We start from the raw sequence: 19,427 nt of genomic DNA, 5'->3' as shown, positions 1-19,427 counted from the left end.
ACCGGTGCCGCCAAGGGGGAATGCAGCCGATGAAATCGATTTGCGTGTATTGCGGCTCCAATCCGGGCCGGGATCCTGAGTTTGTGACAGCAGCCCGCGCAGTCGGAACACGCCTGGCGGCGGCCGGGCTCGATATCGTTTATGGCGGTGGCCAGGTCGGGCTGATGGGCGAAGTCGCCGATGCCGCCCTCGAAGCCGGTGGTCGGGTGATCGGCGTCATCCCCGAATTCCTCGCCCTCAAGGAAATTGCACATCTGGATTTGACCGAGCTCTACGTCGTGCAGTCCATGCATGCCCGCAAGGCAAAAATGGCGCATTTGTCGGACGCCTTCATCGCCCTGCCGGGAGGCATTGGCACGATGGAGGAATTGTTCGAGATATGGACCTGGGGCCAATTGGGTCAGCACCGCAAACCTGTCGGCCTCCTCAATGTTCATGGCTATTATGATGATCTTGTGGCCTTCCTCGACAAGATGGCCGACCAGAATTTCCTCGCCCCCGATCACCGCGCCTCCCTGATGGTCGCCGACCGGATCGACGATCTGCTCGAGGCCTTTCGTGGCTATGAGGCGCCGCCGGGGGATATCCGGCTGAAGACGCTCCAGACCTGACAGCGCCGCCAGTCATGAGTGTATGAAAGCTATGCAGGACAAGAAAGCTGTCGCATCACGGATTGTAACCGGTCTAGTCTCACCGCGAACAATCTGAGGATATCAAGATGTATGAGACTATTCTGACGCCTGTGCTGGCGATGATCGTCTGGACCTTTGTCATGTGGCTGTGGATGTATGCCACCCGCATTCCGGCCATGCAGAAGGCGGGCATCAATGCCGCCAGGATGAAGTCGAAAAGCGAGATGGATGTCCTCCCGATCGAGGTCCGCCGCATCGCCGACAACTATAATCACCTGCATGAACAGCCGACGATTTTCTACGCCCTGGTGGTCTATTGCCACCTGGTCGGTCTGGCCGATCCCTTGATGATCGGGCTCGCCTGGGGCTATGTCGCGCTGCGCGTTCTGCACAGTCTGATCCAGGCCTTGTGGAACTTCATCCCTGTGCGCTTCTTCGTCTTTATCAGCTCGACCCTCGTGCTGATCGTTATGGCGGTGAGGGCCGTGCTGGCGCTCTTCTAGCGGCGGCAAACAGCCGCGCGGCATTTGCAAGAACAGCGTCAGGTGCTAACCGAGCGGCATGCACACTCCCGCTTCCAGACTCGCGCAAGTCATTGATCGCTTCGACCAGGTCGAGGCGCGGCTCGGCGCTGCCTCCGACTCAACCGAAATCGTCAAACTCTCGAAGGAGCATGCCGAGTTGCGGCCGGTCGCGGAAAAGGCCAAGGCCCTGCGCGCCGCCCGCACCGAGCTCGACGAACTTGCCGAGATGATGGAGAGCGGTGATGCGGAGATGGCGGACCTGGCGCGTGAGGAATTTTACGAGCTGAAGGAAACCCTTCCCGCGCTCGAGCTCGAGATGAGCCTGGCGCTCCTGCCCAAGGACAAGGATGACGCGGCCAATGCGCTGATCGAAATCCGCGCCGGCACGGGCGGCGATGAGGCGGCCCTGTTCGCGGGCGATCTCTATCGCATGTATGAGCGCTATGCCCAGCTTCAGGGCTGGAGCTGGGAGCTGGCTTCGGCCTCGGAAGGCGATCATGGCGGCTATAAGGAAGTCATCGCCTCGATCTCGGGCAATGGCGTGTTCGGACGGTTGAAATTCGAGAGCGGCGTGCACCGGGTCCAGCGCGTGCCGGCGACGGAAAGCCAGGGTCGGATCCACACATCCGCTGCGACGGTGGCGATCATGCCGCAGCCGGAAGATATCGATATCGAGCTTAATATGTCCGAGATCCGCGTCGATACGATGCGCGCCTCGGGCGCGGGCGGCCAGCACGTCAACAAGACCGATTCAGCCGTGCGCATGACGCATTTGCCAACCGGTATCGCGGTGGTCTGCCAGGAGAAGTCACAGCACCAGAACCGGGCCAAGGCGATCGAATTGCTCAAAGCCAAGCTCTATGACATGCAGCGGGAGGCCGCGAATGCCGAGCGCGCCGCCGAGCGCAAGGGCCAGATCGGGTCCGGCGATCGCTCCGAGCGGATCCGCACTTATAATTACCCGCAGGGCCGGGTCTCCGATCACCGCATCAATCTCACCCTCTACAAGCTCGACGAGATCGTTGCGGGCGACGGGCTTGATGAAGTCGTCTCCGCCCTGATCGCCGAAGACCAGGCCGCCCGTCTGGCGGCCCTGGAGGATTGAGGCGCGCCGCGTCCCGGTTGACGGGGTCGCGAGGCCACGCTCCTGTGATGTCCCGGGCCTTTCAGATCCGGCAAGGTTGGAGATGCCCATGTTGAAGTCCGGTTTTGTTTTGGCGCTTGGCGTTGCGGGGCTGCTCACGGCCTGTTCCGGCAATGAGGCGCTGGATCCGGCAGCGATCTGCCATGTCGGCGTCTATCAGACCGCATCCGGTTCGATCATTGATATCGCCCCGGTGGCTGGCGCGGATTTGCGCTGGCGCGCCCTCGATGGTCAGGTCGGCCGTATTTCTGCGGGCGAGGATGGTCTCTGGTCAGGCACCACCGGCTGGACCGATCAGGCCGATCCGGCCCGTTTCGACCTCGGTGAATGCGGCACGACAAGTCTCACCATTGAAGGCCTCGACGGCTATGACGGCGTCGCCGAACGCATCCCGCTGGACATTATCGACACCGAATTTGAAAGCGACGGGCTGACGCTCGCCGGGCGCCTGGTCCTGCCGCAAGGCACGCAGCCGGTCCCGATCGCGGTCTGGGTGCATGGATCGGAGCGCGATTCGGCCCTCGATTGGGCCTATGCCCAGCGCATCATGCCGGCGCAGGGCGTGGGCATTTTTGTCTATGACAAGCGCGGCACCGGCGCCTCCGGGGGCGAATACTCGCAGGATTTCCAGGCACTGGCCGGCGATGCCGCCATGGCCTTGCAGCGCGCCCGCGAACTGGCGGGGCCGCGCGCCGGCCGTGTCGGCCTGTTTGGCGGCAGCCAGGGTGGCTGGGTTGCCCCCCTCGCGGCGACAATGAGTGATGCCGACTTCGTCATGGTCAGTTTCGGCATGATGGTGGCCCCGACCGATGAGGACGCCTCGGAAGTCCAGCTCGAACTGCGCGCGGCCGGCTATGATGATGAGGTGCTGGCAAGGGCCGCACAGGTTACCGATGTCACCGGACGCCTGATGGCCTCGGGCTTTACTGACGGGCGAGAGGATTTTGTCCGGCTGAAACAGCAATGGGGTGATGAAGACTGGTTCCGGGCCATTGAGGGCGAATATTCCGGTCAGATGCTGGATGCCGGTGTGACCGCCTTCAAATTTGTCTATCGCAACTTCTTCGATGCCGGCACCAGCTGGGGACATGATTCCACAGCGGTGATGAACCAGGTCGAGGTGCCGGTCTTGTGGGTGCTCGCCGGGCAGGACCGCGAGGCGCCGCCAGATGCGACGCGCGATATCCTGCACCAGCTGATCGCTGAAGGCCGGAACATCGACCTGGTCGAGTTCGCAAATACCGGTCACGGTATTCTCGAATTCGTTGAAACCGGGGCGGGCCGGGAATCGACGCGCTATGCGGAGGGCTATTTCCGGCTGCTGGGCGACTGGGCCCGCAATGGCCGGCTTGAAGGCCCCTATGGCGATGCCCGTCTTCCTGAACCGGTGGTGCAAGAGCCGTGACCAAGGACCCGGCTTCCGGGGCCGCCTTCGAAGCGGCGGTGCAATCCCACGCGGCCGACCAGGCCAGCCGGCCCGGCTTTGCACTGGTTCAGGCCTGGCAGGGGATGGATCTGGCCGGGATTCGCCGTCACCTCATTGCGGCCTTGCGTGCAGCCGGGATCGACGAGGCCGATGATGATGCCCGCTTCCTGATCGCTCATGTCCTGGAACCCGTCAGCCTCGCCCAGGCGTTGGCCGATGCGGCCTTGTGGTCCTGGCAGAATGCGACCCGCCTGGCTGATCTGGCCGCCTTGCGTCTGCAGCGCGTGCCGCTGTCACAGGTCCTCGGAAGCAAGCCTTTCTGGACGCTGGACCTGAAGGTCACCGGCGATGTCCTGACGCCGCGCGCCGATACCGAAGCGCTGGTCGAGGCGGTGTTGGCGCGTTGCGCGGACGAGCCTCTGCATATGCTTGATCTCGGCACCGGTTCCGGCGCGATCCTGGCGGCCCTGCTCAGCGAACGCCCGGCCTGGACGGGGCAGGGGGTTGATCTGTCGCCGGCGGCCCTGGCCGTGGCGCAACACAATATCGATGCGTGCGCGCTGACGGCGCGGGCGCAACTGGCCCGGGGGCGCTGGGGCGAGAGCCTGCGCGGTCACAGCTTTGATCTGGTCGTGTCGAATCCGCCCTATATCGTGCGCGAGGTGCTGGCCGGGCTCGAGCCCGAAGTGCGCGATCATGAACCCGCCCTGGCGCTTGATGGCGGCGCGGACGGTCTCGATGCCTATCGCGCCATCATTGCCGATCTGCCGCGCCTGCTCAGGCCCGGTGGCTGTTTTGCCCTGGAGATCGGCTTCGATCAGGCCGAACCGGTTCTGGGATTGGCCGGAGCGGCCGGTCTGACGGCGCTGGAATGCCTGCCTGACCTGTCGGGGCATGATCGTGTTGTGCTCGGGCGGGCCGTTTTGCATAACGGTTAAAATCGCTTGGAAAGCGTTTCGCCGCAGGCTAGGTTTTACGACAACAGGCGGGGCGTGCCACTTTTTGGGGCCTAGCGCGGTCGGATCCACCGCCTGTTTTGCTCCGGCCAATCAAGATCAATCGTTTCATCAGGGTGCAAGATCACGCCCCTGCAACTGAACAACAAGGTCACATTGTCAGATATGAATCGCTGGAAAACAGGGGCGGGCGATAATAAGCGCCAACGCGGCCGTGGGCGGAAGCCGAGCAATCCTTCCAATCGCAGCTATGAGAGCAATGGTCCGGAAGTCAAAATCCGTGGCAATGCTCCCCAGATTTTTGACAAATACGTTCAACTGGCGCGCGATGCGATGCTGGCGGGCGACCGCGTGCGAGCCGAGAATCTCTACCAGCACGCCGAGCATTATTTCCGCCTCATCCAGGCCAACCAGCCACGCCGTGATTCCGGGCCTGACGACCAGGTCGAGAATGACGATGATGATGTGGCTGATGACGGCTATGAGCGTTTCAGTGACCGGGTTGAAGAGCGCGACAACAATAATAATCGCGACCAGAATAACGGGAACCGGGACGGCAATCGCGATGGCAATCGTGACCAGAATCGCGACGGCAACCAGAACCGCAATCGTGAGCCTCGCCGGGGGCGTCAGCCGCGCCAGCCACGGCATGAGCAGCCGCAGAGCGATCCGCTCAATGTTGTGACGCCGGAAGGTGAAGCCCAGCCACAAGCTCAGTCGCAACCGCAGGCCCAGCCGCCCGCGAGCAATCATCATCCAATCCACGCGCCGGTCACACCGTCGAGCGCCGCGCCAGCCGCGCCGGACGCTGCAAGCGATGACGAACCGCCACGGCGCGCCCGTCGTCCACGCCGTCCGCGCAGCGATGAGGGTGAAACCGGTGCCGCACCGGCAGCGCCGGCCGCCGAAGAGGCCAAGCCGGCCAAGGCGCCCCGCGCGCCTCGGGCCTCTCGCGCCAAGCCAAAGAGCGACCCGTCTGATGGCGGTGGCTCGGAGAGCGACGCGGCCTGATCGCGACGTGATCGAATGAAATGAGGGGCCCGTTGCTTGCAGCAGCGGGTCCCTTTTTCTATTCGGCCGGTTTTCTATGCGGCCGGGCTGACGGGTTGCGGTGCCTGCTTGTGACCGTGGAACAGGCCCCAGCTGGCGCCGGTCTGGCTTGCATTGCGATACAGGACCGCAGCGGTCACACCGAGCATCAGGCATTCCGCTGTCGCATTGACCATCCAGATACCTGTCTCGCCGAATACCAGCGGCAGGGTCAGCGTCAGGGGCAGGACGAAGAGATAGGTCCGCCCCAGCCCGAGAATCGCGGCGCGCGGCGCATCCCCGACCGCCTGGAAATAGGTCGAGATCATGGTTTGCGGGCCGGCGAGCGCGTAGAGCGCGACCATCATTGGCAGGATGCGCGCCACGTCCGCGGCCACCGCCGGGTCATTGACGAACATCCCGCCCCATTGATCGCGCAGGCTGATCAGTACCACCTCGGCTCCGGCGGTGTAGATCAGGCCACACACCAGGGCGATCACCAGAATCCGGTCCGAGCGCTGCCACAGGCCTGCACCGTAATTATTGCCGACGATCGCTTGCAGGGCCTGGCTCAGTCCCATCAGAACCAGGAAGGCGAAGGAGAGAATCCGCATCACGATGCCATAAGCCGCGACGGTGGTGTCGTAGTGACCGGTGTCGACAGTTTGCAACATGAGGATCACGGCGCCGGATCCGAGCGACAGGCCGACAAATGACAGGCTTTGCGGTGCACCCAGCGCCAGAAATCCCGGCCAGCCGGTGCCGAGGCGGGACCAGTCGAGGCCGGCGAGGCGCAGGGGCGAGGTCTTGCCCATGCGGAATCCCAGGATCACCAGCAGGGCGATGGCCTGGGCGATGGCCGTTCCCAGCGCCGAACCCGCCACACCGAGTCCCATTACGGCGATCAGCACATAATTGAGCGCCAGATTGGCCAGCGTCACCAGCAGCCCGGCCATCGCCATCAGTCCGACCTTGCCCTCGACCCGCAGTGCGGTGGATTGCACGGCCAGTGCAAAGGCGATCGGCGAGCTGAAGACGGCGATGCTCAGATAGACATACCCCATCCGGGCCAGTGTCTCCGAGCCGTTTGCCGCCGCCAGGGTCAGCGGTCGGGCGCCGGCAAGAAACAGCACGACCAGGACCAGGCAGGCGATCAGTGAAAGCCCGTGGGCGCCGACGAATTCGGCGCGCGCTCGCTTGATCGCACCGGCGCCGAGATGCCGGGCCAGCACCGAGGCCATGCCGTTGGCGACCAGAGTGGAGAGGGCCACTATCAGCATGAAGAGCGGGAACATCAGCGTCACTGCGCTGAGCGCATCGGCGCCGACAAAGACGCCGAGAAAGATCGCATCGACAACGGTCAGCAGACCATTCATCGCCATCAGGAAAATGATTGGAAGTGCCGTGCGCACAAAAAGCGGCCCAAGCGGGCCGTGGGTATAGGTATTGCTCATGTCATCAACTCCAGGGCGCGAAGCTTGGAGGATGGGGCTCGCATTGCCACCGCAGCGATTGCGCCGGGAGGAGAAAAATCAACGTCCGGAAATTCACCACGACCGAAGTCTGCGAGCGGCGGGCAACCGGGGACCGGCGCGCTGGATACTGCGCCGGGCGCAGGGCGTCAAGCTTGCCCAGGCCCCGGCAGCTCGACGCCATCCCCGATCGTGACGGCACCACTTGTCTCGACACTCATGTAGATCCCGCAATCGGCATGCCCGTAATGCGCCATCAGCGCCGCCGGCAGATCTATGTCGCGCCGGGCTGTGTCGGGATTGATGCTGGTGGCGACGCAGCGGCGGATCCGGCTTTGGCCGCGCAATTTGACATCGCCGATCCGGATATCGCGTCCAAGCCAGTCGAACTCGGCCCAGGGCTCCACGCCGTCGATCAGGAGATTGCCGCGAAAGCGTATGGGGTCGATGGCGTGGCCGGTGCGCGTCTCAAGGTCGCGCACGGAGGCGGCATTGATGAGCGAGACATGCGGATATGGAATATCGGTCAGGGCCTGGCCGGGGATATGGGCGAATCTGAGCGCACCGCGCACCTGTTCGCCGAGCAGGGTTTCAAGCCGGGCAAACAGCGGGCCATGGCTGGCGGCATCGTCCAGCGCGACGGTGATCGACTCGCCATCGGGCCAGCGTGTGGTGAAGCCGCGCCCGGCCGTGTCGCAACGGGTTTGCAGCTGCGCCAGATCGGTCTGGCCGGCCAGCATCAGGAAATGCTTCTTCTTCACATGCGCCGGATGGGCCGGATCGAAATCGCCCGGTCCATTCTCGATCGCCCAGGCGCGGTCGAAAGGCAGCGTGTGGCCGGGTTTCAGGTCGGCGCGGTCGAGGCGGTCGGGCCCGAATCCTTTGACCGGAAAGCGGGTAAGTGCGGTAAGCTGCGGCATGGTCGAAAGAAACCCTCACGGAAGCATGGTCAATCTGTCGCGGCTGGGCCTCTTGTGTGACGCATGTGCAACACCTACATGCCGATCAAGCCGCGATTTCGACGCGCTTTCTTAAGGCGTCGGAGCGCACCCTATCTCGCCTTTCCCGGGGGATCGACATGGAATTCGACAAATACACAGACCGCGCCAAGACCATCGTTCAGGGCGCCCAGACATTGGCCATCAAGGCCGGCCATCAGCAATTTACGCCCGAGCACGTGCTCAAGGCGCTGCTTGACGATACGGCTGGCCTGGCGACCAATCTCATCAAATCTGCTGGCGGCAGCGCGCATCAGGTGATCGATGGTGTCACCCAGGCTCTGGGCGCCCTGCCCAAGGTCGAGGGCGGCGAGGGCAAGCTCTATATGGCCCCACCCACAGCCAAGCTGTTTGATGCGGCGCAGACGGCGGCGACCAAGGCCGGCGATGAATACGTCACCGCCGAGCGCCTGCTTCAGGCGCTCAGCCTGCAAACCGGCACCAAGGCCTTCGATATTCTCAAAGCTGCCGGTGTTACGCCGCAGGGCCTGAACACCGCGATCAATGATCTGCGCCAGGGCCGCACCGCTGACAGCGCGTCGTCGGAAGACACCTATGAAGCGTTGAAGAAATACGCCCGCGACCTCACGGAGGTGGCGCGCGAAGGCAAGCTCGACCCGGTGATCGGTCGCGACGAGGAAATTCGCCGTGCCATCCAGGTCTTGTCGCGCCGGACCAAGAATAACCCGGTCCTGATCGGTGAGCCCGGCGTCGGCAAGACGGCCATCGCCGAGGGCCTGGCCCTGCGCATCGTCAATGGCGATGTGCCTGAAAGCCTCAAGGAAAAACGCCTGCTGGCGCTCGATATGGGCGGCCTGATTGCCGGTGCGAAATTCCGCGGCGAGTTTGAGGAACGCCTCAAATCCGTGCTCAATGAAGTCACGGCCGCCAATGGCCAGATCATTCTCTTCATCGACGAGATGCACACACTGGTCGGTGCCGGCAAGGGCGATGGCGCCATGGATGCGTCCAATCTCCTGAAGCCTGCCCTGGCACGCGGTGAACTGCACTGTATCGGCGCGACGACGCTGGACGAATACCGCAAGCATGTCGAAAAGGACGCGGCCCTGGCGCGGCGTTTCCAGCCGGTCATGGTCGAGGAGCCGACCGTGGAAGACACGGTCTCCATCCTGCGCGGGTTGAAGGAAAAATACGAGGTGCACCATGGCGTGCGCATTGCCGACAGCGCCATTGTCGCTGCCGCCAACCTGTCCAATCGCTACATCACCAACCGCTTTTTGCCCGACAAGGCGATCGATCTGATGGACGAGGCCTCGGCCCGTCTGCGCATGCAGATCGACAGCAAGCCGGAAGAGCTCGACGAGATTGATCGCCGGGCGATCCAGCTCAAGATCGAAGCCGAAGCGATGAAAAAGGAGTCCGACGAGGCCTCCAAGGAACGCCTGGCCGCGATCACCAAGGAAGTGGCGGAGCTGGAATCGCGCTCGGCCGAGCTGACCGCGACCTGGCGCGCCGAGAAGGCGAAACTGGCCGGTGCGACGACGCTCAAGGAATCGATCGAGCACGCCCGTGCCGAGCTGGCCGATGCCGAACGGCGCGGTGATCTTGGCCGGGCTTCGGAGATCAAATACGGCCAATTGCCTGATCTTGAGAGCCGTCTGGCCCTTGCCGAGACCAGCAGTGATGACGGTGAGCAGACCATGCAGGAAGTCGTCGATGACGAGCAGATCGCCCAGATCGTCTCACGCTGGACCGGTGTGCCGGTCGACAAAATGCTCGAAGGCGAGCGCGACAAGCTGCTGCGCATGGAAGAAGCCCTGCATGGCCGCGTCGTCGGCCAGGAAACGGCGCTGGAAGCGGTCTCCGATGCGGTGCGCCGCGCGCGCGCGGGCTTGAAGGATCCAGCCCGTCCGATCGGCTCCTTCATGTTCCTCGGGCCCACGGGTGTTGGCAAGACCGAGCTGACCAAGGCGCTGGCCGCCTTCCTGTTCGACGATGAACACGCGGTCACCCGCATGGATATGTCGGAATATATGGAGAAGCACTCCGTCTCCCGCATGATCGGCGCGCCTCCGGGCTATGTCGGTTATGAGGAGGGCGGTGCGCTCACCGAAGCCGTGCGCCGCCGGCCCTATCAGGTGATCCTGCTCGATGAGATCGAGAAGGCGCACCCGGATGTCTTCAACGTGCTGCTGCAAGTTCTCGATGATGGCCGTCTCACCGACGGGCAGGGCCGCACGGTCGATTTCCGCAATACGATCATCATCATGACCTCCAATCTCGGGGCCGAACATCTGCAGGCCGTCGAGAATTCCGAGGATGCCCGCGAAATGGTGATGGAGGCCGTGCGCCTGCATTTCCGTCCGGAATTCCTCAACCGGGTCGATGAGATCGTCCTGTTCAACAAGCTCGCTCGCGAGGATATGGGCGCCATTGTCGATATCCAGATGAAGCGTCTGGAAAAACTCCTGGCCGATCGCCGCATGACGATCGATCTCGACGCGTCAGCCCGCGACTGGATTGCCGCCAAGGGCTATGACCCCGCCTACGGGGCCCGCCCCTTGAAGCGCGTGATCCAGAAAGACCTGCAAGACCCGCTCGCCCGTATGCTGCTGGAAGGCACAATCAAGGACGGCGAGAATATCGTGGTCTCCAGCGAAGCCGGCGTGCTGACCATCAATGGCATCGCCATTGGTGAGAAGCGGCCATTGAAGGCTGTGGTGAATTAACGGCTCTGCGGAGACTTGAATAGAGAACGGCCGGAGAGCGATGTGCTTTCCGGCCGCTTTTTTGTCCGCGTAGGTTCTCTGGCGGGGTGTGCCCGCGCGTGCGCCCGCAAATCTCCATAAAAACAATAACGTTGTCATCCCGAATCTGCGCCCGGATCGTAGCCGCGTCCGGGCATTCGTCCGGAATGACAACGGTTTGGTTTGGCTGCGAGGGAGAGGCGGCTTCCACCGGCGCCCGGTCGGATCAGCCTTTGTCGCGGCTTGGCAGCTCCACCACCGGCGAAAACCCGCCAAAAACCATCCGCTTGCCGTCGAAGGGCATCGGATTGCGCACCGGATCCATGCGCGGGTCGCCGGTTTCGGGATTCTCCATCCACTCCATCATTTTCGCCATGCCGGCATCGCGTGTCGTCTTGTCGGGCCATTCGATCCAGGAGAAGACGACGGTCTCGTCCGGCTTCGCCTGCACGGCCTTGCGGAAATCGGTGACCTTCCCGTCTGGCGTATCATCGCCCCAGCATTCCATCACCCGCAGGGCACCAAGTTCCATGAAGACGCCGTTGGCGAAATTGGCATGATCAATGAATTTCTGCTTGTTCGTGGTCGGCACGGCGATCACGAATCCGTCGATATAGCTCATTTCAAGTCTCCCTCAATTGGCGAGCATCGCCTCCGGTGCTCGCGAAGCTTGATCAAAAACGGACTCAATCCGCAGCATCGGCGAAGCTCCCCGTCCGCAGGGCACCAGCTGGTTTGTAAGTGCTGATGATCACGCCGGACGCTGCTGTCTTCGTATCGACCAGGCCGAGCTCGCTCGGTGCGACCCTGTCCGAGAACAAGCGCTTGCCCGTTCCAAGCAGGACAGGAAAGACGAGGAGCAGGACCTCGTCCGCCAGCCCCTGTTCGATCAGGAGCGGTGTCAGGGTCGAACTGCCCCAGACGATCAGATCGGGGCCGGACGCTGCCTTGACGCGTGCAATGCCTTCAATGATATCCGCGCCGAGCGCTTTGGCCGGTCCCCAGTCGAGGCTGTCTGGCCTGTGCGTGGCGACGAACTTCCTGGCGCCATTGAGCGTGTCGGCCATCGGGCCGGTCTGGTTTGGCCAGTAGTTTGCGAAAATATCATAGGTGCGCCGGCCGAGCAGAAGGTCGAAGCCCCCGCCCTGCGCCGCGTCGATCGCCTCGCCAATGGCCGGATCGAAATGCGGGAAGGCCCAGCCGCCATGTTCGAACCCGCCTTCGTAATCTTCGCCCGGCCCACCAGGTGCCTGGATCACGCCGTCGAGCGAGATGTGCTCGATGATTTTAATGTGTCTCACAGTCTGTCTCCTTTCCCGGCTACCGGGGTGATTGCCTTGCTGGGGCGCTGAACAGCATTTCGATGTAGCGGCGCAGATGGTCGATACTGTCGGCAGCGATCGCTGCTGCCCCAGTGGCTTTTGCGAGGATGAAGCCGCCCTGGATGACGGCCTGGGTGTGCAGGGCGAGCGATTTCGCTGTCCATTCGGGTTTCATGCCGCGCTCGACTCTGGCCGCCTCGATATCGGCTTCCAGTGTCTCGGCGTGGCCGGCGATGCTGCGCTCGCAGGCCTCGCGGATGGCGGGCGCGGTCTGATAGGTTTCCTGCACCATGGTGCCGACCAGACAGGTGAAATCAGGCAGATCGCCTTGCAGGAGGGCCTTGCGAAACTCGAGATAGGCGAGGACGCGGTCCAGCGGGTCGGCAGGGTCGTGATAGGCCGCATCGGCAAACAGGGTGCCGGTGATCTGTGACCAATGCTCCGCCGCCGCGATGGCGAGTTCGTCCTTGCTCTTGAAATGGTGGAAGAAGGCGCCCTTGGTGACGCCGGCGGCCGCACAGAGTGCATCGACCGTGGTCGCCGAATAGCCCCTGGTCCGGATCACCGACAGCGCCGCATCAAGCAATTTCGCCCTGGCATCCTGTTTTGTCGCTGGTTTTGACATCTCGCCCTTTCCGGTTTCGCCGAACATACCAACTAGTTGGTATTGAGTCAATTCGCGGCAATGGCGCGTGGGGGCTGTGGCCGCGCGCAGGGCCTATGATCCAGCAAATACAATAATTTACTTCCCCGGAATTCGCTGCGCGCCTCCGGGGAAGCTTGTGTGTGGTGGGTTTGGAAGGCCCCCCTAAACCGCAATCGCCATCTGCGGCTCGCCATCTCCAGTCAGCGCCGGCGAGCGGCCATCGGCGCCCACGGTGCAATTCACGCGTTTTCGGAAAGCCGAGAAGCTGTCGAACGTGACCACATCGACCGGTTCGTCGAACTCCACGGTGAGCCGGTAATGGCTTCCGTGATTGAGCTGGGCCAGGGCGATGATCTCGCCCTTGAAGGGCTGGCCGAGATAGCGGCCGGTGATATGGGCCCCGAGCGTCAGCGGGCTGGCCGGGCGATTGCCGGCGGCTGCGTGGAGCGTGTTCCAGTCGCGATAGCCATGCTGGTGGGCCAGCAATTCGAGCGCTTCGCTGTGGGAGATGAAATTGCCCTCGGCCGTCAGGCTCTGGCGCAAGCGTTTGGCCTGGGCCTTGAGGACCTCAAGCGCGGGGAGGGTCTGGATAATGGACATGTCGTCGCCTGTCTCAGTGACTGCATGCGTATTTCGGACGGGGCTCGCATTGCCATCACATCGCATGACACTGGGTCGACGGATGAGGTCATATCGGAGATTTCACCACGGCTTGCGCCTGCGAGCGGCGGGCATCTCCAGACCCGTGGCGCGGCTTTTGCCGCGCCACGGGGATCAAGTCAAGAGACGGGTTAGCGCGCGCCGCTACTGGAATCCGCCATCAAGGGCGTTTCAGTTGCATTGGCCGGCCGGGCGTCGTTGCGGATCGCGATGATACGGTCGCGCTCGGCGATGAAGGCCGGCATGTCAGCATCGGTTAGCTGGCGGCCGGTCGGCAGGTCGAGCGTCATCGGATTGACCGGACGGCCGTTCTGATGAACCTCGTAATGCAGGTGCGGCCCGGTGGAGCGGCCCGTGGTGCCGACATAGGCGATGACCTGGCCCTGGGTGACCCGGCTGCCGGCGCGGAGGCCGCGGGCAAAGCCGTTGAGATGGGCATAGGCGGTTTCGAAGCCATTGGCGTGGCGGATCCGGACGTAATTGCCAAAGCTGCCGAAGCGGTTGGCGCGTTCGACGACGCCATTGCCGGCGGCGAAGATCGGCGTGCCGGTCGGGGCGGCGAAATCGGTGCCGTTATGGGCGCGGGTATAGCCCAGGATCGGGTGACGCCGGCGACCGAAGGAGGAGGAGAGGCGGGCACCATTGATCGGGGTCAGCATCAGCAGGCGCTGGGCGCTCGCACCTTCGGCACTGTAATAGCCAATGCCGCCATCGGACGTCTCGAAGCGGAAGAATTCCTTCGGGTCGCCGCGGCCCTCATAGCGGGCATAGAGGATATCGCCGGTGCGGGCGGTCTGGCCCTCTTCATTGACGAAGCGCTCGAACAATATGTCGAAACCGTCGCCGGGCTGGATCGAGCGCTGGAAGTCGATCGCATAGGCGAGCACGCCAGCCAGCTCGACCACGATGCGGTCGGTGGCACCGGCATTGAGCGCGTCGACATAGAGCGAGGAGGTGATGGAGCCGGAGGAGCGCACGATCTGGCGTTCAAACTCGGCAATGGTCTCACGTGTGCGGTATTCATCGCCGCTGACACGCGCCACTGTGATGGAGCGTTCGACATCCGGGCGGAAAGAGATGCCGCTCAGCCGCAGACGGCTCTGGGTCTCCTCATCGGCTTCGATCGCCGCATCCGGTTCGGTCTCGAGATAGAGGTTGAGGCTCTGGCCAGCGCGCAGATAGCGCAGGTCATAGACCTGGTTCAGCGCGCGGATTGCCTTGACGGCGTCAGTGGGATCGACCCCGGCATCGTCGAGCAGGCCAGCCAGTGTGCCACCACGGGGCACAACGCGCTCGACCTGGAGATGGACCGGGCAGCGGGTGCAGGAGGTAAAGGCATTGGTATCGAGCAGGGCCGGGTGAAGTGGCACCGCCGGCGTCGTCCTGTCGGCGCGCAGCACGGTTGTGTCCGTCACGGCGTCGATTTCAAGGGCGGCGGCATTGACGTCCAGCACAGCCACAGCAGCGGCGGGCGCGGCCAGGCCGGCGGCGTCGCTGCGCGTGTCCTTCGACGTCATCAGGGCGGCGAGCAGGCCGGCCGAGAGCACCAGGCTGGCGCATACGACCAGGCCGCGGGCACGGCGTTCATCGGCTTGGGTTACATCAAATCCGGGCATGGTTATGTGGACACTCCGAAGCTTCGTTCCATCACGCGTCATCTCAAGCAAGTCTTGCACCGGTGCAAAGTGCATCCGCACTTCTCGCCCGGGCCCCATAACCCGCCCGAATCATGTCTTGGACGCATTCGGTTGCCAAGTCCTTTCCACGCCTCGATTGGATTTGTGCTGCGAAACCGGGTCGGCGAGCGAGAGAATCGTGTATCGATTGCCCGATGCAAGAACAACGCCCCGCCGAAATGGCCGCCGACCAATTAGCCGCACTGCTCTGCGCGCGGCTTTGTCATGATCTAGTCAGCCCGGTGTCCGCACTCGGCGCGGCACTCAGCGTGCTCGACGATGAAAGCTCCGCCGACATGCATGAAGATGCAATGGACCTGGTGCGCGACAGTTCGCGCCAGGCCCAGGCCAAGCTGGAATTTGCCCGCCTCGCCTATGGCGCGGGCGGTTCGGCACCGGCAACACTCGACACGCGCGAGCTGCAGCGCCTTACAGAGGCGATGTTTTCGGCGTCCAAGCCGGAAATCGTCTGGAAGGTCGAAACGCCAGGACTCGAGAAGACACCCTCACGCCTGTTGATGAATCTCTGCATCCTCGCAGTTGAATCTGTACCGCGCGGCGGCAAGGTGACCGTCGAGGCCACTGAAACCGGTGGCGGTGCCCGCATCCGCATCGTCGCGGAAGGCCCACGGGCACGGCTCAATGCCGACGCTGTCGTGGCGCTCGAGGGACAGGCCCCCGAAACCGGCTATGATGGCCGCTCGATCCAGCCCTATTTTGCGGGCCTGATTGCGCGCAATGCCGGCGGACGTGTCAGCGCCCATGCCAGCGAGGAACGGGTCGAGTTCGTCGCCCTGATCCAGCCGCACCCCTCAACGCTCGGCTGACCAGCTGTAAAAGCTGGTAATAAGCTATGAAGTGAAGACTGGATTTCCACGGACCTGTACCAACAGTCCGTTAACCAAGCTCGTGTCAACTTACCGTCAAATCACGCCCTGACAGGCATATCGACGGCAAGAGGTTGGCAATGGACGATCTGATCAGTGAATTCCTGACGGAGACTGGCGAAAGCCTTGATGTCATTGATGCGGAGCTGGTCCGTTTCGAAAACAATCCGGAAGACCGGGCTATTCTCGACAATATTTTCCGGCTCCTGCACACGGTGAAGGGGACGTGTGGCTTCCTCGGTCTGCCGCGCCTTGAGGCTGTCGCGCATGCCGGTGAAACCCTGCTCGGAAAATTCCGGGATGGCGATCTGGCTGTTTCGCCGCCGATGGTCACCCTGGTCCTGGAATCGATCGATCAGATCAAGGTCATCCTTCACAATATCGAAGAGACGGGCAATGAACCCGCTGGCGAAGACAGCGAACTGATCGGCCGTCTTGAAGACGCCTCCCAGGGCCGTGTCGTCGAAGCCGTCGAGCCTGACGCGCCGGCCGAAACCGTGCCTGAGGGCTGGGACGCCGATCTCGGCCGCGAATTGCGCCCGGGCGAAGTCTCCCTTGCTGATCTCGAAGCGGCCTTTCTGAATACCGACGCTGAAGTCGACGTCCCGCAAGTTGATGACGAGCCCGCTGCCGAGCATCTCGGCGTTGGCGATTTCGATCCGGAACTGGGCCGCGAACTACGCCCCGGCGAGGTATCCGTGGCCGAACTTGAGGCCGCATTCAATTCCGCCGAGCCGGCAGCCGGCATGGCGCCGGCCGCGATTACCCCGGATATGAGCACGACCGAAGCCCTGCAGACCGCCGTCGCAGAGCTCAAGGGTGCTGATGATCACATTATGGGCGGCGATGGCGCGCCGCGCATGCAACAGACCGTGCGGGTCGGCGTCGATGTCCTCGATGCCTTGATGACGACGGTGTCCGAACTGGTTCTGACGCGGAACCAGTTGATGCAGACCATTCGCGGTCTTGAGGACGAAGACCTCAAAGTGCCGCTACAGCGCCTGTCCGCCGTCACCGGCGAGTTGCAGGACGGGGTCATGAAGACCCGGATGCAGCCGATCGGCGATGCCTGGCGCAAACTGCCGCGTATTATTCGCGACGTCTCCACTGATCTCGGCAAGAAGATCGAGCTGGTGATGGATGGCAGCGATACCGAGCTCGACCGCCAGGTGCTGGAACTGATCAAGGATCCGCTCACCCATATGGTGCGCAATTCCGCTGATCACGGCCTGGAAATGCCGGCTGACCGGATCAAGGCCGGCAAGTCGGAGAAGGGCACCATTACGCTTAAAGCCTTCCATGAAGGTGGCCATATCATCATCTCCATCGCCGATGATGGCATGGGACTGAACACGGCTCGCATTGGTGAAAAGGCGCTCGAAAAGGGTCTCACCACCCATGAAGAGCTCGCCGCGATGACCGAGCAGCAGATCCATCGCTTCATCTTCGCGCCAGGATTCTCCACGGCCGCGAAAGTGACCAATTTGTCCGGCCGCGGTGTCGGCATGGATGTGGTCCGCAATAATATCGAACAGATTGGCGGCGTCGTCGATGTCACTTCGACCACCGGCAAGGGCAGCCATTTCAAGATCAAGATCCCGCTGACCCTGGCGATTGTCTCGGCCCTGATCATCGGCAGCCACAAACAGCGCTTTGCCATCCCGCAACTGGCCGTTCGTGAGCTGGTCCGTGTCGGCGCCGGTTCCGAACACGCCATCGAATCCCTCAGCGGCGCCCGTGTGATGCGCCTGCGCGACCGGCTCATGCCGCTGGTCGACCTGCAGGAAGTCCTCGGTGTCAGCCAGGCTGCCGGCGAGGCGAAGCCCGAAGGCAAGGTTGATACCGGCTTCGTCGTCGTGCTCGATGCGGGCGGTCGCAATGTCGGCCTGATCGTCGACAATGTGCTGGATACCGAAGAAATCGTCGTCAAACCCCTGTCGGATTCGCTGCGCAGCGTCGGTGCCTATTCCGGCGCCACAATTCTGGGCGACGGCACCGTCATCATGATCCTCGATCCCAACGGCCTGGCCGGAGAAATCGTGTCGAGCATGGAAGATGAAGCCCATTACGACGCCAGCGCGGCCGCCGCTGCCGAGACACAGAATACGCAGCGCCTGCTGCTGGTTCGCGCCGGTGGCGCCGAGCCGAAGGCGGTGCCGCTGGCACTGGTCACCCGGCTCGAGGAATTCCAGCCGGATGCAATCGAGACCACCAATGGACGGCTCGTGGTGCAATATCGCGGGCGCCTGATGCCGATCGTGCCGCTGGGCGGCCAGATCGGCGCCATGCAGGGTCAGCGTCAGCCGGTTCTGGTCTTTTCTGAGGGCCATGGCGCCATCGGTCTCGCCGTCGACCAGATTGTCGATGTCGTCGAGGAACGTGTCGATCTGCAAATGCGCTCCGACAAGCCGGGCATCATCGGTTCCGCCATTATCAAGGGCAAGGCGACCGATGTGGTCGACATCGCCTGGCATCTCGAACAGGCCCAGGCCGGCAATATCCAGCGCCGCAGCTCGAAGCGCCGCCGCCGGGTCCTGCTCGTCGACGCTGACGCCTTTGCGCGCCGCATGATCGCACCTCTGCTCGCCGCAGCCGGTTATGACGTCACTCCGACGGGCGGCATGCATGAGGTTCTCGCGATTGCGGAGGCCGGAGAACAATTCGACGCCCTGGTCGGCGATCCCGCCGCGCTCGAGAAAATCCGGGCCCAGGGCATGTGGGCCAATCTGCCGGCGCTCGCCGTCACCGACTGGCCTGAAGATACCAAAGCCGAAGGCCTCACCATGGTGCTGCCGCGTTCGGACCGGGGGGCGTTGATTGCGGCGCTGGATGAAGCGTCCCATGAGGAGAAGGTGGCATGACCGACCATTACGACGAATCATCGGAACTGGCTGCTGACGCCATGATTGAATACGTCTCGGTGCGCATTGGCGACCAGCTGTTTGGCGCGCCGGTCAATTCAATCCGCGAGGTCTTCGCGCCACAATCGGTCACCGCCGTACCGCTGGCGCCGCTTGAAGTGGCCGGTCTGCTCAATCTGCGCGGCCGCATCGTGACCGCGATTGACGCCCGCCGTCGCCTCGGTTTGCCGCCGCGTGATGCCGATGATGCGGGGATGGCGCTTGGCGTGGAACGCGGTAGCGAAATCTTTGGACTTATTGTGGATTCTGTCGGTGAAGTTCTGCGGCGACCGCGTGCAGAACTGGAGCCCGTTCCCGCGCATGTCGACGCCCGTTGGCGTTCGATGGTGAAGGGGGTTCACCGCCTCGAAAAAGAATTGCTCGCGGTTCTCGATGTGTCGGCCGTTATCGGCACAACGGTCAAAAGCGAAGCCGCCTAGGGAAGGG

17 protein-coding genes are annotated in these 19,427 nt (G+C 63.1%); 10 read left to right on the top strand and 7 right to left on the bottom strand.

The annotated features are described in order from the left end of the window. Positions 1–29: 29 nt before the first annotated feature. From BLT42_RS02760 to BLT42_RS02735, 6 genes are all read left to right on the top strand, one after another. The gene (locus tag BLT42_RS02760) at positions 30–611 is read left to right on the top strand and encodes an LOG family protein (RefSeq protein WP_091766897.1); all 582 of its coding nucleotides are present in this window, start codon (positions 30–32) and stop codon (positions 609–611) included. A gap of 107 nt (positions 612–718) precedes the next feature. Beyond that, positions 719–1,135 (top strand): MAPEG family protein, encoded by a 417-nt coding sequence (locus BLT42_RS02755; protein WP_091766420.1) that lies wholly within the window; start codon positions 719–721, stop codon positions 1,133–1,135. A 58-nt stretch (positions 1,136–1,193) separates the two neighbouring features. Further along, on the top strand, positions 1,194–2,261 hold the full coding sequence (gene prfA / locus BLT42_RS02750) for a peptide chain release factor 1 (protein WP_091766417.1): 1,068 nt from the start codon (positions 1,194–1,196) through the stop codon (positions 2,259–2,261). An 88-nt stretch (positions 2,262–2,349) separates the two neighbouring features. Beyond that, positions 2,350–3,705, top strand: coding sequence for an alpha/beta hydrolase family protein (locus BLT42_RS02745; protein WP_176780220.1), 1,356 nt, complete (start codon positions 2,350–2,352; stop codon positions 3,703–3,705). Then, on the top strand, positions 3,702–4,664 hold the full coding sequence (gene prmC / locus BLT42_RS02740) for a peptide chain release factor N(5)-glutamine methyltransferase (protein ID WP_233342274.1): 963 nt from the start codon (positions 3,702–3,704) through the stop codon (positions 4,662–4,664). Before BLT42_RS02745 ends, prmC begins: the two co-directional genes overlap by 4 nt. Positions 4,665–4,847: 183 nt before the next feature. Beyond that, positions 4,848–5,693, top strand: coding sequence for a DUF4167 domain-containing protein (locus tag BLT42_RS02735; protein WP_091766410.1), 846 nt, complete (start codon positions 4,848–4,850; stop codon positions 5,691–5,693). 74 nt (positions 5,694–5,767) lie between these two features. On the opposite strand, the gene BLT42_RS02730 is transcribed toward BLT42_RS02735, so the two are convergent. Continuing rightward, positions 5,768–7,165 carry an MATE family efflux transporter gene (locus BLT42_RS02730; protein WP_091766407.1) on the bottom strand — a complete coding sequence of 466 codons (1,398 nt, stop codon included), beginning with the start codon at positions 7,163–7,165 and terminating at the stop codon, positions 5,768–5,770. Between the two features lie 167 nt (positions 7,166–7,332). Next, positions 7,333–8,103: an MOSC domain-containing protein gene (locus tag BLT42_RS02725; protein ID WP_091766404.1), complete on the bottom strand. Its 771-nt coding sequence runs from the start codon at positions 8,101–8,103 to the stop codon at positions 7,333–7,335. Between the two features lie 158 nt (positions 8,104–8,261). On the opposite strand from BLT42_RS02725, the gene clpB reads away from it, so the two are divergent. After that, the gene (gene clpB / locus BLT42_RS02720) at positions 8,262–10,871 is read left to right on the top strand and encodes an ATP-dependent chaperone ClpB (RefSeq protein WP_091766401.1); all 2,610 of its coding nucleotides are present in this window, start codon (positions 8,262–8,264) and stop codon (positions 10,869–10,871) included. A gap of 244 nt (positions 10,872–11,115) precedes the next feature. On the opposite strand, the gene BLT42_RS02715 is transcribed toward clpB, so the two are convergent. From BLT42_RS02715 to BLT42_RS02695, 5 genes are all read right to left on the bottom strand, one after another. Further along, positions 11,116–11,511 carry a DUF1428 domain-containing protein gene (locus BLT42_RS02715; protein ID WP_091766399.1) on the bottom strand — a complete coding sequence of 132 codons (396 nt, stop codon included), beginning with the start codon at positions 11,509–11,511 and terminating at the stop codon, positions 11,116–11,118. A 64-nt stretch (positions 11,512–11,575) separates the two neighbouring features. Then, positions 11,576–12,190 (bottom strand): dihydrofolate reductase family protein, encoded by a 615-nt coding sequence (locus BLT42_RS02710; protein ID WP_091766396.1) that lies wholly within the window; start codon positions 12,188–12,190, stop codon positions 11,576–11,578. A 19-nt stretch (positions 12,191–12,209) separates the two neighbouring features. Beyond that, positions 12,210–12,836, bottom strand: coding sequence for a TetR/AcrR family transcriptional regulator (locus tag BLT42_RS02705; protein WP_091766891.1), 627 nt, complete (start codon positions 12,834–12,836; stop codon positions 12,210–12,212). A 183-nt stretch (positions 12,837–13,019) separates the two neighbouring features. After that, positions 13,020–13,457, bottom strand: a complete 438-nt coding sequence (locus BLT42_RS02700) for a glyoxalase superfamily protein (protein WP_091766888.1) — start codon at positions 13,455–13,457, stop codon at positions 13,020–13,022. A 191-nt stretch (positions 13,458–13,648) separates the two neighbouring features. After that, positions 13,649–15,133 (bottom strand): M23 family metallopeptidase, encoded by a 1,485-nt coding sequence (locus BLT42_RS02695; protein ID WP_091766393.1) that lies wholly within the window; start codon positions 15,131–15,133, stop codon positions 13,649–13,651. A gap of 215 nt (positions 15,134–15,348) precedes the next feature. Here BLT42_RS02695 and chpT point away from each other — a divergent pair, with 215 nt between their 5' ends. The 3 genes from chpT (at position 15,349) to BLT42_RS02680 (ending at position 19,420) form a co-directional block, all read left to right on the top strand. Beyond that, positions 15,349–16,020, top strand: coding sequence for a histidine phosphotransferase ChpT (chpT, locus tag BLT42_RS02690; RefSeq protein WP_176780219.1), 672 nt, complete (start codon positions 15,349–15,351; stop codon positions 16,018–16,020). A gap of 140 nt (positions 16,021–16,160) precedes the next feature. Beyond that, positions 16,161–18,941, top strand: coding sequence for a hybrid sensor histidine kinase/response regulator (locus BLT42_RS02685; protein ID WP_091766390.1), 2,781 nt, complete (start codon positions 16,161–16,163; stop codon positions 18,939–18,941). Next, a complete protein-coding gene (locus BLT42_RS02680; RefSeq protein ID WP_091766388.1) occupies positions 18,938–19,420 on the top strand; it encodes a chemotaxis protein CheW in 483 nt (160 codons plus the stop codon). The genes BLT42_RS02685 and BLT42_RS02680 overlap by 4 nt, the downstream gene beginning before the upstream one ends. Positions 19,421–19,427: the final 7 nt, after the last annotated feature.

It is taken from the genome of Maricaulis salignorans, from assembly GCF_900103475.1.
Classification (GTDB): Bacteria; Pseudomonadota; Alphaproteobacteria; order Caulobacterales; family Maricaulaceae; genus Maricaulis; species Maricaulis salignorans.
Note: the sequence above shows the minus strand (reverse complement) of the source record. Positions and strands in the feature narration are given on the sequence as shown.

Bases quoted from the DNA above. Each gene is read 5' to 3' on its own strand.
- clpB (WP_091766401.1), top strand. From the start codon at position 8,262: ATGGAATTCGACAAATACACAGACCGCGCCAAGACCATCGTTCAGGGC.
- BLT42_RS02730 (WP_091766407.1), bottom strand. From the start codon at position 7,165: ATGAGCAATACCTATACCCACGGCCCGCTTGGGCCGCTTTTTGTGCGC.
- BLT42_RS02695 (WP_091766393.1), bottom strand. From the start codon at position 15,133: ATGCCCGGATTTGATGTAACCCAAGCCGATGAACGCCGTGCCCGCGGC.
- BLT42_RS02700 (WP_091766888.1), bottom strand. From the start codon at position 13,457: ATGTCCATTATCCAGACCCTCCCCGCGCTTGAGGTCCTCAAGGCCCAG.
- prfA (WP_091766417.1), top strand. From the start codon at position 1,194: ATGCACACTCCCGCTTCCAGACTCGCGCAAGTCATTGATCGCTTCGAC.
- BLT42_RS02705 (WP_091766891.1), bottom strand. From the start codon at position 12,836: ATGTCAAAACCAGCGACAAAACAGGATGCCAGGGCGAAATTGCTTGAT.
- BLT42_RS02745 (WP_176780220.1), top strand. From the start codon at position 2,350: ATGTTGAAGTCCGGTTTTGTTTTGGCGCTTGGCGTTGCGGGGCTGCTC.
- chpT (WP_176780219.1), top strand. From the start codon at position 15,349: ATGCAAGAACAACGCCCCGCCGAAATGGCCGCCGACCAATTAGCCGCA.
- BLT42_RS02725 (WP_091766404.1), bottom strand. From the start codon at position 8,103: ATGCCGCAGCTTACCGCACTTACCCGCTTTCCGGTCAAAGGATTCGGG.
- BLT42_RS02685 (WP_091766390.1), top strand. From the start codon at position 16,161: ATGGACGATCTGATCAGTGAATTCCTGACGGAGACTGGCGAAAGCCTT.
- BLT42_RS02755 (WP_091766420.1), top strand. From the start codon at position 719: ATGTATGAGACTATTCTGACGCCTGTGCTGGCGATGATCGTCTGGACC.
- BLT42_RS02715 (WP_091766399.1), bottom strand. From the start codon at position 11,511: ATGAGCTATATCGACGGATTCGTGATCGCCGTGCCGACCACGAACAAG.
- BLT42_RS02680 (WP_091766388.1), top strand. From the start codon at position 18,938: ATGACCGACCATTACGACGAATCATCGGAACTGGCTGCTGACGCCATG.
- BLT42_RS02760 (WP_091766897.1), top strand. From the start codon at position 30: ATGAAATCGATTTGCGTGTATTGCGGCTCCAATCCGGGCCGGGATCCT.
- BLT42_RS02735 (WP_091766410.1), top strand. From the start codon at position 4,848: ATGAATCGCTGGAAAACAGGGGCGGGCGATAATAAGCGCCAACGCGGC.